This is a genomic window from Akkermansiaceae bacterium (assembly GCA_019634595.1).
GTDB lineage: Bacteria > Verrucomicrobiota > Verrucomicrobiia > Verrucomicrobiales > Akkermansiaceae > Luteolibacter.
Window position 1 is genome coordinate 175,683 of the sequence record JAHCBC010000004.1, and the last position, 13,377, is coordinate 189,059.

A 13,377-nucleotide genomic window follows, 5' to 3' on the forward strand; every position below is an offset into this window, starting at 1 on the left:
TACCACACATTCATTCACAACGGATTCCAAGACGAAGTCGTCCTGCGGAAACAGTTTTTTGAAATTGACTCGGCGGATGCCCGGTGTCTCATGTTTTGAATTTCATCCCCATCAGCTTCTTCTCGTTTCCCCTCATGAAACCCTACCGTCGCTCCATTTTCGCCCTCGCCACGTTCTCACTTTCTTTTCAGGCGGCTCTCCAGGCGGCGGATTACACCTACTCCGGCACCACGACCAATACAATTGGCACCCCCTATCTCTGGTCGGAGGGAACCGGTTGGGACGCCGTTGCGGTAAGCAACATCGATACGATTCTCAATTTCCAGGGTACCCTCGCCGCCGGGGCCACGCTTTTCAGCAGAAACGACGGGGGGACATTCCTCCTAAACCGTCTCAACTTTGCCCACATCGGCCCCGAAACCGGAACGGCACCGACCTTCACCCTCTTCGGGGATCCGCTGGAATTCAGGACCAGCAGCGGAAGCATCACCCCTACCCTGGTTTTCAACACCACCGGCACTGTCAAGCCGCTGGTCACCATCCAGAATGACCTGATTCTGGGAAACAACATCGCTGTCGCTACGGAAACCGGAAACAGGGGCACCCTCTCCGGCATCATCAGCGGCAGCGGCGCTCTCACCAAAAGCGGAGCCGGCACCCTCGTCCTCACCGGGGCCAACACCTACACCGGCCTCACCACCGTCAATGGAGGCAGCCTCGCCATCCAGCATAACAGCGCCCTGGGAACCACGGCGGGAGCAACTGCAATCGGTAACGATGGCCGGCTGCAACTACAGGGCGGGATCACCGTGACCGGTGAAGCGCTCACCATCAACAGGACCTCTGATGCAGGCTCAGGTGTGTTCCAACTGCAAAACGTGAGTGGCAACAATATCTGGACGGGGGGCATCACTTTAAACGGTGACTATATCACCCGGATCGAGTCGTCGGCAGGCAGGCTCACCCTCAGGGGAAACATCGACATGGGGAGTGGTACTACTGGTCAGGTGGTCTTGCAGGGAGCAGGTGCCGGGGAGGTTTCGGGCAATATCAGCGGCACACGTCCTCTTACCAAGAGTACCGCGGGCGATGGAACATGGGTTTTGAGCGGAACGAACACCTATACCGGCGCGACCACCATCAGCAATGGCACTCTCCAGTTCGCCAAACAGATCGCTCTTTATAACAACAACAACGCGGACTGGACCGACACCAAGATCTCCGTGGGCTCCGGCGCCACCCTCGCCCTAAACGTCGGCGGTGCCGGCGAGTTCACCTCCGCCGATGTCGATACCCTCAAAGCGCTCGGCACCGCCACCGGCGGCCTCCGGAGCGGCTCACGGCTCGGGCTAGATACCACCAACGCCGTCGGTGGCAAGTTCACCTACGCCTCCATCATCGGCAACACCAACGCCGGAGCCAACGTCATCGGCCTGACCAAGCTGGGAGCCGGAACCCTCGAACTTTCCGGAAACAACACCTACTCCGGCACCACCGTCGTCAATGGTGGCATTCTCAAGATCCGGCACGCCAACGCCCTCGGAACCACCGCCGCCGGCACCACCCTGTCCAATGCAACCACGCTCCAGTTGCAAGGAGGCATCACCGTCACCGGAGAAACCCTGACCGTGACGAATGCCAGCGACACCATTTTCCTCGAAAGCCAATTCGTGGAAGCCGAAGACGGCGCGGGCAAAAACCTCAACACTTGGGCCGGAAACATCAACCTCACCACCGGCACCAACTCCCGGATTTTCGCCTCCACCGGCAGGCTCCTCATCACCGGAAACATCGCCATCACTGCCACCAGCCCTGGCCAGCTCGTCCTCCAGGGATTGGCAGGCGGGGAAATCTCCGGCGTGATCAGCGGCAACGCCCCTCTCGTCAAAAGCAGCAATGACGCGGGAACCTGGATCCTGAGTGGTACGAACACCTACACCGGCGCGACCACCATCAGCAAGGGCACCCTCCAACTCGGCAACGGTGGAACGACCGGCTCCCTTGCCTCCACGTCGATCAGCGTCGGCAACACCGACAGCAACTTCACGGTCAACCGCAGCAACAAGGCCGAGCAGGGTGTCGATTTCGGCTCCACGATCTCCGGGGTCGGCTCCTTCACCCAGGCCGGCACCGGCACCACCATCCTGAAAACGGCCACCTACACCGGCGCGACCAACATCAACGCAGGAACCCTCCAGTTCGCCCAACAGACCGCTCTTTATAACAACAACAACGCGAACTGGACCGCCGCCAAGATCACCGTGAATTCCGGAGCCACCCTCGCCCTCAATGTCGGCGGCACAGGCGAGTTCACTTCCGCCAATGTCGATGCCATTAAAACGCTCGGCACCGCCACCGGCGGCTTCCGCAACGGCTCACGGCTCGGGCTTGACACCACCAACGCCACCGGTGGCATCTTCACCTACGCCACCGCCATCGGCAACACCAACGCCGGAGCGAACTCCATCGGCCTGACCAAGCTCGGGACCGGAACCCTTGAACTCTCCGCCGTCAACACCTACACCGGCAGCACCATCATCACCGCCGGAACCTTCAACGTCACCACCATAGGCGCCTTGAACGGCGGCGGCTCCATCATCGTGGAAAGCAACGCCACCCTCAACCTCGCCGGAACCTACCGGTTCAACATCGGGGCGAACGGGCAGAACAACAACATCACCGGCACGGGCACCGCGAACCTCACCGGCATTTTCAACCTCGACCTCACTTCCGCCGCCCTCGCCGAAGGAAACGGATGGTCCCTGGTCGGGGTCAACCAACTCGACTCCATCAACTGGACCGGCCTGCAAGTCGACAGCACCGCCGGCTCCTTTACGAAAACGGGCGATCTCTGGACGCGGATCGACGGAAGTAACATCTGGACCTTCAACCAAACCAACGGCCTTCTTTCCCTCACCATTCCCGAGGCAAGCCAGTCCCTGCTCCTCCTCCTCGGCCTCTCCGGTATCGCCGCCCGCCGCCGCCGGATGTAACCGGTCCATGACCGTACGTGACTTCAAGGAGGACAGAACTGCGGCCGCCTCGCCTGAAATGACACGCGGCTCTTTCCAAGTCACGCGCGGTCATCGATCCCTCCTCCCTTTCGTCTTCCGGCAAGCGGCGACGCTTCTTGTGAATATACCTTCAGGAAAGCGGCGGAGAGTCCCGTCACACGCCCCAGGAACGCCGGATTCCTCGGAGATTGCCCTTGTTCGAAGATCCTAAAGACTTGTTTGACCGTAAGCGCTCCACCGAGCACCGGGTTCCTACGAATTCGTAGAGGTCGTAGATTGGCCATCTATGACCCTTGCCAATTCTGATAACCCGGGCGGTTTGATCCGCTCGGATCGCCGTGGCCGACTCCTCATTCGTGCCGAGCAGCGGGCCGCCATCCTCCAGGCGTTTGACGCCGGTTCGCTCTCGGCCATGGCGTTCTGCCGGCAGCACGGACTATCCTATTCCACCTTCGCCACCTGGATCCAGAAGAGGCGCAGGGAAAGCACCGCTTCCACACCCGAGGTCCGCGCTCCGGCACCTGCCAGCCCTTCCTTCGCCGAAGTCCAGCTGGAGCAGCCCGCCATCTTCACGCAGCCCCATCATCCGATCAAACTCAACCTGCCTTCCGGAGCCAGCGTTGAAATCGGCGATCCTTCGCAGATGCCGCTGGTTATCGAACTGCTGCGCCACCTTTCCCCCTCCCACCCATGCTGACGCTCTCCGGCAGCCTGCGCGTGTTCCTCGCGCTCGAACCCTGCGACATGCGCAAGAGCTTCGACAGCCTCCATGCGCTGGTCATCAGCCATCTGGGCGAAGATCCGCGTGGAGGCGCGGTCTTCGCCTTCACCAACCGCAGCCGCACCCTCATCAAGCTGCTCCACTGGGATGGAACCGGCCTGTGGGTCCATGCAAAGCGTTTGGAAAAAGGCACCTTCTCCTGGCCGAAGCCATCCGGGGAAGGGCAGACAAAGCTCAAGCTCGCACCGGAAGTGCTGGCTATGCTCACCGATGGCATCGACCTGAAGGGAGCGAGGATGCGTCCGTGGTATGAGCGGGAGTGATCCATCCTTGCCATCACTACGCCATTCATCGTAGCTGATGGTCATCAGGATGACGCCCGAACGCGAACAACAGCTGCTGGAACGCATCGCCCATCTTGAGCGCGAGAACGAACTGCTGCGCCGCAAACTCGACCTGGTGCTGCGGAAACTCTTCGGCAAGAGCAGCGAGACGCTCGACCCCGCTCAGCTCGAACTCCTGCTGAGCGGCGGAGACGGCGCGCCGCCGGGAAAATCTCCGGTCTCCCTGGACGCGGGCGCACCGGAGGAGGCCGCATCAATCGCCGCAAGCTTTGAGCCGCCTGCCCGCAAACCGAAGCGGCAGCGGCTGCCGGAGCATCTCCCCATCGTCGAAGAGGTGCTTCTGCCCGAGCCCGTCAAAGCCTGCCCGGATGCCTGCCCGGATGCCTGCCCGGATGCCTGGCGCAGGATCGGCGAGGAACACAGCGACCGGCTCGACTACCAGCCGGGAAGATCTTCATCCACCGGCTGGTGCGGCCCGTTTTCGTCCGGGTGGCGGACCGTGATGCGGCTCCCGTCACCGCCAAGCTTCCGCCACGCCTGCAGGACGGGCTGACCGCCACTCCCGCGCTCATCGCCCACACCCTCGTCTCCAAGTACTGCGACCATCTGCCGTTTTACCGGCAGGAGAAGATCCTCGCCAGCCGCCACGGTGTGCCCATCGGCCGCAACACTCTCTGTAGTTGGGCGGAACTCGCTGCCTTCTGGCTCCAGCCGCTCTACCAGCACATCCATCGGGACCTGCTCGCCGGGAGCTACCTCCAGGCCGACGAGACTCCCGTCAAATACCTCGCCCCCGGCACTGGCAAAACAGGCCAGGGCTACCTCTGGACCCTGCACCGCCCCGGCGGTGGCGATGTCCTCTACCAATGGCATGCCAGCCGTGGCAGCGCTTGCCTGGGTGATCTGCTCGGCGGCTTCCGAGGCATCCTCCAGAGCGATGGCTATCAAGCCTACAATGTCCACGCCGGGAAGCATCCCGGCATCACCCAAGCCGCCTGCTGGGCGCACGTGAGAAGGAAATTCCACGAAGCCCTGCAAACCGGCCAGCACCTTGCAGCGGGACCGCTCAGGGCTATCGCCCGGCTTTACCTCATCGAGAAGGATCTGCGCCAGAGCCGTGCCGGACCGGAACAGCGCACCCACCTCCGGCAACAGGAAAGCCAGCCCATCATCGAACGCCTGCGGGAGGATCTCCTCCGCCTCCGTTCGGATGCATCCGTGTTGCCGAAAAGCCCGCTGGGCCGAGCTATCGACTATGCCCTGACACTGTGGCCGAAGCTTCTGACCTTCCTCACCCATGGGGAGGTCGAGATCGACACCAATCTCACGGAGAACGCCATCCGTCCGACAGCGGTGGGCAAGAAGAACTGGCTCTTCGTCGGAGGCGAAGGCACCGGGCAGACCAGCGCGATCCTCTACACGTTGCTCGAAAGCGCGAAACGCCACGGCCACGAACCCTATGCCTACCTGCGGGATGTGCTCGAACGCCTGCCCGCGATGAAGTGTTCGGAGATCGATCTTGTTCTTCCCCGGAACTGGAAGCCAGCCGGCGAACCGGCTATCGTGAACAAAGTGGCCTGAACCTTCAACGGGTGCTGCGCGGAGCGTTTACTGTGAGGAGATCGGGAGCACTGGTGATGTCAGCCGCCTGACCCGGGGTGAGAAGGAATCTCAACGGACGTCCCTCACTATCGGCCACCAGATGGATCTTGGTGGTCAGTCCTCCGCGGGAACGCCCCACAGCCTGGTTGGAGCCCCCCCTTTTCCTGTGACGGCCTGCTGGTGGGCCTTCACAATGGTGGAATCGAGCATCAGATAGGCATTGTCCCGGTCTTTGACGAGCGATGCGAAGACTTTCTCCCAAATCTCCGCCTTGGCCCAGCGGGTGAAGCGTTTGTGGACGGTCTTCCATTGGCCGTACCGTTCGGGCAGATCGCTCCAACGGGCACCGCTCCGCAGGACCCAAAGCACTCCGTTGACGAAGTTACGGTTGTCCGACGCCGTCCTTCCCGGATCGCTCAACTTTCCGGGCAACAAATCCCGGATCTGCACCCACTGTGTTTCACTCAGTTCATAGCGCTTCGCCATGGCGGGTTTGAATCAAACTTCCAGAAATCGTACAAGTCTGAATGTCGATTCAGCCTAGGGGCTGGAATCCATCCACGAGAAGAAATGGAAAGCACTGATCCCGGATACGAATCAGTTGGTGGCGGGATCTTCAAAACGGATTGTCGGAGTGCGCCCCATCCGGTGAGTGCTGTGAGAGACATCCCATAGCAACTGTATCAAAGGCCCCAGTAGACCATGGCAAAAATGGATAGAGCAACCTTCCTCTGATGAAGAAATTTCCAGAAAGATTGCGGTGAGGAGGCAAAGATTTTCTATGACCATCCACCATCTGTGGAGTTCGCCGCGGAATCCATCTCCAACGCCATAAAGCACGCGTAGTCGTCCCTCATCACGCTGGAACTCCGCGAAACGGACGGGCAACTCATACGTCGGGATATCAACCAGCTTTGATCCTTCACTAACAGCCTGTTGAAGAACCGGTGCTTTTATCCCTCCACTTGATCAGGCTGCCATCGGCAGGTGATTCCCGGAGTTCCAGAATTCCGGTATGCGAATCGGTCTGATGACCGTCCATTTCATGGTGATCCGCGAAATGACCTGCCAGAAAACCTCTCCCGCACCCGCCAGCCACTACTTCGGCGTGCCGTACCCGGTCAGTTTCCGCATCAGCAGCAACAGATCAGAGGTCCGTCCTTGGAGGCATCGGCATAGGCGGGGCGGCACAGATCGCGGACGCCTTGGGTGAAGCCGATCTTTTCCAAGGTCGCATCGAGCTTGCGGTAGAAGCCAGCAATATAACGGGATGCACCACCGTCACTCCCCCTTGGCACTCAGAGGAAGTAACTCCCAGCGGCGCACTTCATAATCCGCATACTCCGACTTGATGGCGATGTATCCGGATCGGGGATGGACCTTGGTCGCCTCGTTGACCAGTTCACCATTGAGCAGCACACGGATGGTGTCACCCATGCAGATGACATCCATCCGGTTCCAGTCGCCGGTGGGTTTTTCCAAATCCTTCGCTCCACGGTACCCCTTTTTGTCCGTCCAACCGGGATCACGGTCTTTCCAGCCGATCCGGGTCACGACTCGTCCCTCGAAAGGTAATGCCCTGGACTCCCCGGCTGGGTTCCACAGCGGGGTACCAATCCGATCCGGGGTGATCGTGAGGGTGGCTTTTGTGGCCGACTGAACCCCGGTTTCATCCTTCGGAGCAAGGAGCAGGATATTCCCTGTCCCCCCTTCAATCATCTGGACTTCGGTGCAGCTCGGCCAGGTTCCTGAAAGCGCCGTGTCCGGACCAAAGGCATGGAGCAACAACCCACCATCGCGGGCGCGATCCACACGCGGGCCATGGGTTCCCTCCCCCCATCGGTACTCGATGACCAAATGGTAGTCCTGGTACTGCTGCGTGGTTCTCAGGAACCCGAGTCCCTGGCCGTTGATTTTCAAAGTTCCACCTTCCGCGAATCTCCAAACCTTGTCCGGATCAGCATCCACCGACTTCTTGGGATGGAGCTGGGAGACGCGGTCCTTGCCGGAGAGTACCTCCAGAAGATTCACCTTTTCCCGCGGTGTGATCGGCTCTGGATCACCCAGTTTCGCGGATGCCGACTGGAGCAACGTCACTGGAGCTGAGAAGAGCGCCATTCGGAGAATCCCACCGAAGGTCAGGCTGGAGGAGAGATACTGTGAGTGGTTCATGAGAAAGCAGGTTGGGAATGCGCGGAACCTCATGCGAGGGCGCGGTTCAGCAAGTTGGCGGTGATTTTCTGGACCCGTTCATCCGGGCCATGAGGCCGGGACCAATGCGACCAAGGCAACATATGGCCGGGGGGCGAACTCAACCCCTGGCACCAGAAAATGGTGGATGCATTGAAAACGAAATTTCCTTTCGGTCCGGGGTAAATCGTCGCGGTCCATTCCGCAGGGTTCACCCCGCCCTGCAGCGCGGTCCCTGCGGCAACGACCTCCAACCCCTTGATGTCAGATGGTGGATCGCCGTGAAATTCCCAACCGACCAGACCGGGGATGCGATCACCTTTCTTCATCCCCGTGTCCTTGAAGATCCAGTGCTCCGGCTTTTCGCAAATCCAGTCCCCGCCTCCGTTGACAGGCTGGCTGTTGCGGCTGCCCATCAGGTATCCTTCATCGGGACCGCGTTCGGGATAGGGGCCATAGTTCGCCCTTCGGTTCTCCGCCCACCGGTAATCGCCGCCGTAGGGTCCGCCACGGAAAATGATGCGGTTCTCCCGACCATCGAAGCCCGCCCGCATGGGAGTAACCCAGCAAACTGAATTCCCAGAAAAGAACAGGATGTTCACCCCCGCATCCCGTAGGGCAATGACACTCTCGTAGGCGCGGATGTCCCAATACTCATCGTGCCCGACACTCAGTAATGCCTTTGCTTTGAGAGCGCGGTCGGGCGTGAGCAGGTCACAGTTGGAGCAATAGGTGACGTCGTATCCCTCCTGCTCCAGCCAGTAGGCCATGGGGAACTCGAAACAAAGCCACTCTCCCGAGCCCAAGGATTGGGGGTTCTCGTAAATCTGTGCATACTTGGCGTAAGGGCGGTCAAAACTCACGTCCGCATGAGGTCCCTGAACTCCGGAGGGATGGGTGTAGAGCGAGTAGTTGTCCGGCCAGCGGTTGTAGGCCTGCCACGTATTGTCACTGCACTGGAACAGGATGTCTGCGGGGCGGTCATCCTTGACGATGAAAACCACGTAACTCTGCCAATAGTCCTGGCTCAACCTTTCCGGAACCGTAGTCAGCCTTCCCAAATAGACACCACTGATCCAATCTTCGGGGATGCTCAGGGAATGGGATGGTTTCCATTGGCATTCATGGAGGTTTTTCGGACCCATCTTAGGCTTCGGTTGCTCTGCCCCATCCAGGGGACCCACGGTCGCCATCAGGCGCGCCCCTTTACCGCCGTAGTAGCCGGTCCGGAATATCTCGAGCGTGAATTGCTTCGCTTCCGTACTGACGAAAATATCCAGCTTCTCGCCCGCCTTCACCGATTGGCGGGAGCAATATCCTTCGATCACCGGGGAGCGGAATCCACGGGTGGAATCCAGCTTAACCCGTGTGAGCTGCCAATCTCGGGTGCCCTCCCTGGCATTTTCCTCGACAATGCGGTTGCTGCGGGAAGCGCTTCCTCCCGTGGCGGCACCTGAAGCCTGAGGAGCCACGCTCCCGGCGGCCAGTGCGGCGGCAGCCGAACCTTTGATGAATTTCCTTCGGCTCAGATCCTGTAATGGAGCGCCCGGAATTTCGGACGAGGCGGGATTGTTCGGTTCTTTCATAGGTCGTGTGTCAGATTGGCAACAGGATTCAAAGGCTCTTCAACCAGGCAACCAGGTCGATCAACTCCCGTTCGGTCAGGGTTTGATCCAGACCTGTCGGCATGAGGCTGTCGGTCATGGTCGTATCACTGACGATCTGGTCATGCCGCAGGGAGAATTCGTTCCCCCCCATATCAGCCACCAACAGCCCTTCCGCAGTATGGCTTTTGACGAGGCCCATGATGCTCCGTCCATCAGCCGTTTCGAAGATGCGCGTCTCGAAATCCCGGGCCAAGGTGTTGTTTGGAAAGATAATGCTTTCTAGCAAATCGCGCTCCGTGCGGATGGAGCCGATGGTGCTGAGATCGGGACCTACGTTCCGACCCTCATCCGCGATCTTGTGGCAGACAATGCAGGATCCTTTGCCACTCTGGAAGATCCGCCGGCCTGCTTCGGTATTCCCCTCGGCCGCGGCTTTGTCGGCAAACTCCCCCAAACGCCGTCGCTTTGCCTCCACCGCGGCATTGCTCCGCGACAAAGCAGGCCGGAGGATCGTCTCAAAGATTGCCGGTTCCTTGCCCGTGAGAGCATTCCGATAAACGCTCTCCTGCTGGCTGGCGATCAACGGATTTTCCGCCATCGCGGACGCGAGGAGCCGGGCGCCGTCGTCATTCTTCGTGCGCGCCAGCAGTGGGATCAGTTCCTTGAGCAACATGGGATCTGCCGTCCGGAGCCATCCAGCGATGGCGGGGTACCGTTCCTCTCCGGGCTGTCCGGCTACCACCATCTGCCCCGCCTGCAGGCGCGCTGCGGGTGTGGAGGCGACATTTCCCACAACGTCTGCGAGAACGCTGAACGTGGCATCGTCCAACTTGAGTCCCTTGATGGAGGACAATGCTCGCAGCCTGAGCGATTCAGGATGGCGATCGTCGGATGAAACACGTCGCACGGCTTCATCAAAGCGATTGCCCGGCAATCGCTTGATGGCATCCAACAACAGGGGAAGATCTCCGGCTGCCGCCTGGTCCAAGCGCTGATTGAGCAACGGTACCCACTCTTCCGGCAGAGCAGCAAGCCGGCTCTGGGAAAGAATGCGCAGGGACGTTTCCCGAACTTCACGGGACTGATGTTCCAGCATATCCGCTATCACCTGCTGGGCAGTCTCGTTCCCCAACCATGACGACAGCAACTGTTGCAGGGTGGAGAGCCTTGTGACACCGACGGATTTTCCGTTTCCCAACCAACCTCGCAGGAGAGGCAGCACACGATCCGGTCCATCCTCGGCTTGGACTGCAATCCTTGCGGCTAGCCCGGCCAGTTCAGCGTTGGGAGAATCAAGATGCTTCGTTGCCAGCTTCAGATGAAGGTCCGATCCCGGTTGGGTCTGGTGAAGCACGTGCCACAGGCGGCGCATCAACAAATCATCCTTAGCACCGGAGACATCCTCTTCAGTCACCATCTTGGTGGAGATCCCAGCGTGGAGAACCGCATGTTCCAGCGCGGGATCGAGCGTTCCAGCCATCAGCCTTACCAACGCGCCCTTGATCTCAGGCGTGACAGCCCCCCTTTTGGCCAGGCTTTCGCACGCCGCACGGCGTTCGAATCCTGACTCCGAACCCAGAGCACGAACGAACTCATCCACACTCCCCGATGCCACGCTCGAGTAGGGCTGCAAAAATGCCGGATCCAGCCGGGTCTCCTGCTTTTTCCCACTACGACGGACCCGATAGATGCCCCCAAGCACGTCGGTTTTAGCCATCAGTGAAGATGGGCAGCCGATCCTGAACCAACCGCCGGTGTCCAGCACCACCAGCGAACCGTCCGCATCCTCCAGCACATCCGTCGGATGAACATCCGGATGATCAATTTTGAGAAACTCATTCTCCTCCGCCTTCCAGGAAGATCCATCCGGGGTCAGCTCCATTCTCATGACACGCCCGGTATTGAAATGCGTGACCATATACTGGAGCGCCCGCTTGTCTCGTGCGGACCAACCGGAACGGCGCCAGAAGGTACTACCGCTAACCGCCACGTGCCCGAAGTCATGGATGATCGGGAGATTCTCAAGTGTCCGCGGCAAACCTTCGATGGCTTTCGCTTGATCCGGTCGCGCGTAGACCCCGCCATACAGCCAATGCATGATGGTATCGCGGCGTGGGTTGATGCCATACAGGTTGATCACACCGATGACGTCACCATTCGGGGTGAAATCCACCCTCACCGGATTGTCTCCCGCACCCAGCGAATGCCAGGAAACGTCAGAGCCGTCCGGCAGGCAGGACCAGATCCCGCTGGCCAGTCCTTCATTTACGAGGGTGCCATCACGATCCACTACCTTGTGACCTTTCCGGCCATGGCACCAATACAGCCGCCCATTGGGATGAAGCCAGGGTCCATGAACATCCGCCGCATTTCCCGTGTGATTGAATCCCCCCACCAGGAGGACCCGCTCATCTGCGACTCCATCACCATCCTTGTCGGTCAGCTTCCATAGACCCGGCGCACTGCAGACATAGAGGGAGCCGTTCAGCCACAGTGCCCCTTGGGGGAACACCATCTTATCCGCGAATACTGTGCTCTTGTCGTAGACGCCATCTCCATCCAGGTCCTCAAGGGTCAGAATGCGGTTCGGCGGATTTCCCTCAAGCTGATCCCTGTTCCAGTTTACGCCCACAGCATCCCCGACAAACAACCGCCCCCGGCCGTCGATGCATCCCATGATGGGATGCCTTACCAATGGTGGCCCCGCAGCAACCTGAAGCTCGAAGCCCTCGGGCAGTTCCGCCCTTCCTGGCAATTTCCAGACCTTGTCATTCCTGGTTACTACCACCGGACGGGACGCATCTTCGGGAATGACTGCCTGTTGGGCGGACAAGGTGCCCAGCGACACCACTAGGAGCAGGTTCGCGAACATCACTTCCGCCAGTTTCTTCCCTCCCCTGCTGCTTCGGAATCTCACAAAGGCGGCACCGCCTCTCTCCGGAGTATCCGAGAATGAACAGCGGTGGGAGTGTGGCAGGTGTTTCAAAATATTCCGGAAGATGGCGTTCTGAGGGCGGTAGAATCAAATTCATGATCACCAGTTTGACCACTACGGGCACCCGCGTTCTCACGTCATATTTAAATCGGTCAAAATAGACCGGTTTTTCATCTCAACGAGAACTAAAGACGGATAATTTCCGAAGGCTTCATATTCGGAGAATGGCGCCTTTCCTGAAACGCGAATCGGCAGATAAGCCGGGGTGACTTCCTGCCGATCTGCTTTCGAATCGATGTGTGTGTCCGCTCACCGGGGAACGGTTCGCGCTGAAATGGATACACTGTCCCAAAACCGGACGTTCAGATATTCCGTGATCACGGCAGAGTGGTGTACCATCAGGCAGGCTCCATGAGACTGATGACCCGATTCATGGTCATCCAGCTCCACGGATCAAAATGTGCAATGACCGTCGTTATCCCAAAGAGAAAGCCCCCTCATCCGAGCTATCTGGCCACGGACGCCCACCATCTTGCTCCGAATCAACGTGATTACTGCGATATCATCACCCCCGGTGAACTGATCCAGCCCCCGATTTGAGGACGCTTTCCGATGAGAGTTTTGCAGGGTAGCCTGCAAAACAAAAACATGAAAAAGAGACACAGCGCGGAGCAAATCATCCGCATCCTTGGAGAAATCGAGAACAGCGGCCTGAAGGTGTCCGATGCTTGCCGTCCGCACAACATCAGCGAGCAGACCTACTTCCGCTGGAAGAAGAAATACGGCGGAATGGACGTCAGCGAGGCCACCCGGCTCAAGGCCTTGGAAGAGGAGAACTCACGGCTCAAGCGGCTGGTGGCCGACCTGTCGTTGGACAACCAGATCCTCAAGGAAGTGAACTCAAAAAAGTGGTGAGCCCCGTGAAGAAGAAAATGGTCATTGATGCGGTTGTCGGTGCGGGGCG

11 protein-coding genes are annotated in these 13,377 nt (G+C 59.4%); 6 read left to right on the forward strand and 5 right to left on the reverse strand.

Annotation, left to right across the window (positions count from 1 at the left end; translation table 11 throughout):
- The first annotated feature begins 134 nt into the window (after window positions 1-134).
- From KF712_15905 to KF712_15925, 5 genes are all read left to right on the forward strand, one after another.
- Window positions 135-2,993 (forward strand): autotransporter-associated beta strand repeat-containing protein, encoded by a 2,859-nt coding sequence (locus KF712_15905; protein ID MBX3742471.1) that lies wholly within the window; start codon window positions 135-137, stop codon window positions 2,991-2,993.
- Between the two features lie 340 nt (window positions 2,994-3,333).
- Complete coding sequence (locus tag KF712_15910; protein ID MBX3742472.1) at window positions 3,334-3,711, forward strand: helix-turn-helix domain-containing protein; 378 nt, start codon at window positions 3,334-3,336, stop codon at window positions 3,709-3,711.
- Complete coding sequence (gene tnpB / locus KF712_15915) at window positions 3,705-4,058, forward strand: IS66 family insertion sequence element accessory protein TnpB (protein MBX3742473.1); 354 nt, start codon at window positions 3,705-3,707, stop codon at window positions 4,056-4,058. Before KF712_15910 ends, tnpB begins: the two co-directional genes overlap by 7 nt.
- Before the next feature lie 49 nt (window positions 4,059-4,107).
- On the forward strand, window positions 4,108-4,632 hold the full coding sequence (locus tag KF712_15920; GenBank protein ID MBX3742474.1) for a hypothetical protein: 525 nt from the start codon (window positions 4,108-4,110) through the stop codon (window positions 4,630-4,632).
- A complete protein-coding gene (locus KF712_15925; GenBank protein MBX3742475.1) occupies window positions 4,548-5,660 on the forward strand; it encodes an IS66 family transposase in 1,113 nt (370 codons plus the stop codon). The genes KF712_15920 and KF712_15925 overlap by 85 nt, the downstream gene beginning before the upstream one ends.
- Before the next feature lie 135 nt (window positions 5,661-5,795).
- Here the strand turns inward: KF712_15925 and KF712_15930 are convergent, their stop codons facing one another.
- The 5 genes from KF712_15930 to KF712_15950 all read right to left on the reverse strand — a co-directional run bounded on the left by KF712_15930 (window position 5,796) and on the right by KF712_15950 (window position 12,350).
- The gene (locus KF712_15930; protein MBX3742476.1) at window positions 5,796-6,167 is read right to left on the reverse strand and encodes an IS5 family transposase; all 372 of its coding nucleotides are present in this window, start codon (window positions 6,165-6,167) and stop codon (window positions 5,796-5,798) included.
- A 647-nt stretch (window positions 6,168-6,814) separates the two neighbouring features.
- Entirely contained in the window at window positions 6,815-6,979 is a 165-nt protein-coding gene (locus KF712_15935; protein MBX3742477.1) for a hypothetical protein, read from the reverse strand.
- Window positions 6,963-7,853 carry a DUF1080 domain-containing protein gene (locus KF712_15940; GenBank protein MBX3742478.1) on the reverse strand — a complete coding sequence of 297 codons (891 nt, stop codon included), beginning with the start codon at window positions 7,851-7,853 and terminating at the stop codon, window positions 6,963-6,965. The genes KF712_15935 and KF712_15940 overlap by 17 nt, the downstream gene beginning before the upstream one ends.
- 29 nt (window positions 7,854-7,882) lie before the next feature.
- Entirely contained in the window at window positions 7,883-9,457 is a 1,575-nt protein-coding gene (locus KF712_15945; GenBank protein ID MBX3742479.1) for a twin-arginine translocation signal domain-containing protein, read from the reverse strand.
- A 28-nt stretch (window positions 9,458-9,485) separates the two neighbouring features.
- Window positions 9,486-12,350: a c-type cytochrome gene (locus KF712_15950; protein ID MBX3742480.1), complete on the reverse strand. Its 2,865-nt coding sequence runs from the start codon at window positions 12,348-12,350 to the stop codon at window positions 9,486-9,488.
- 711 nt (window positions 12,351-13,061) lie between these two features.
- Here KF712_15950 and KF712_15955 point away from each other — a divergent pair.
- Window positions 13,062-13,328 (forward strand): transposase, encoded by a 267-nt coding sequence (locus tag KF712_15955; protein ID MBX3742481.1) that lies wholly within the window; start codon window positions 13,062-13,064, stop codon window positions 13,326-13,328.
- Window positions 13,329-13,377 lie beyond the last annotated feature (49 nt).

Coding starts and splice junctions, on each gene's coding strand:
- KF712_15955 (MBX3742481.1), top strand. CDS start 13,062: ATGAAAAAGAGACACAGCGCGGAGCAAATCATCCGCATCCTTGGAGAA.
- KF712_15930 (MBX3742476.1), bottom strand. CDS start 6,167: ATGGCGAAGCGCTATGAACTGAGTGAAACACAGTGGGTGCAGATCCGG.
- KF712_15945 (MBX3742479.1), bottom strand. CDS start 9,457: ATGAAAGAACCGAACAATCCCGCCTCGTCCGAAATTCCGGGCGCTCCA.
- KF712_15920 (MBX3742474.1), top strand. CDS start 4,108: ATGACGCCCGAACGCGAACAACAGCTGCTGGAACGCATCGCCCATCTT.
- KF712_15905 (MBX3742471.1), top strand. CDS start 135: ATGAAACCCTACCGTCGCTCCATTTTCGCCCTCGCCACGTTCTCACTT.
- KF712_15950 (MBX3742480.1), bottom strand. CDS start 12,350: ATGTTCGCGAACCTGCTCCTAGTGGTGTCGCTGGGCACCTTGTCCGCC.
- KF712_15940 (MBX3742478.1), bottom strand. CDS start 7,853: ATGAACCACTCACAGTATCTCTCCTCCAGCCTGACCTTCGGTGGGATT.
- tnpB (MBX3742473.1), top strand. CDS start 3,705: ATGCTGACGCTCTCCGGCAGCCTGCGCGTGTTCCTCGCGCTCGAACCC.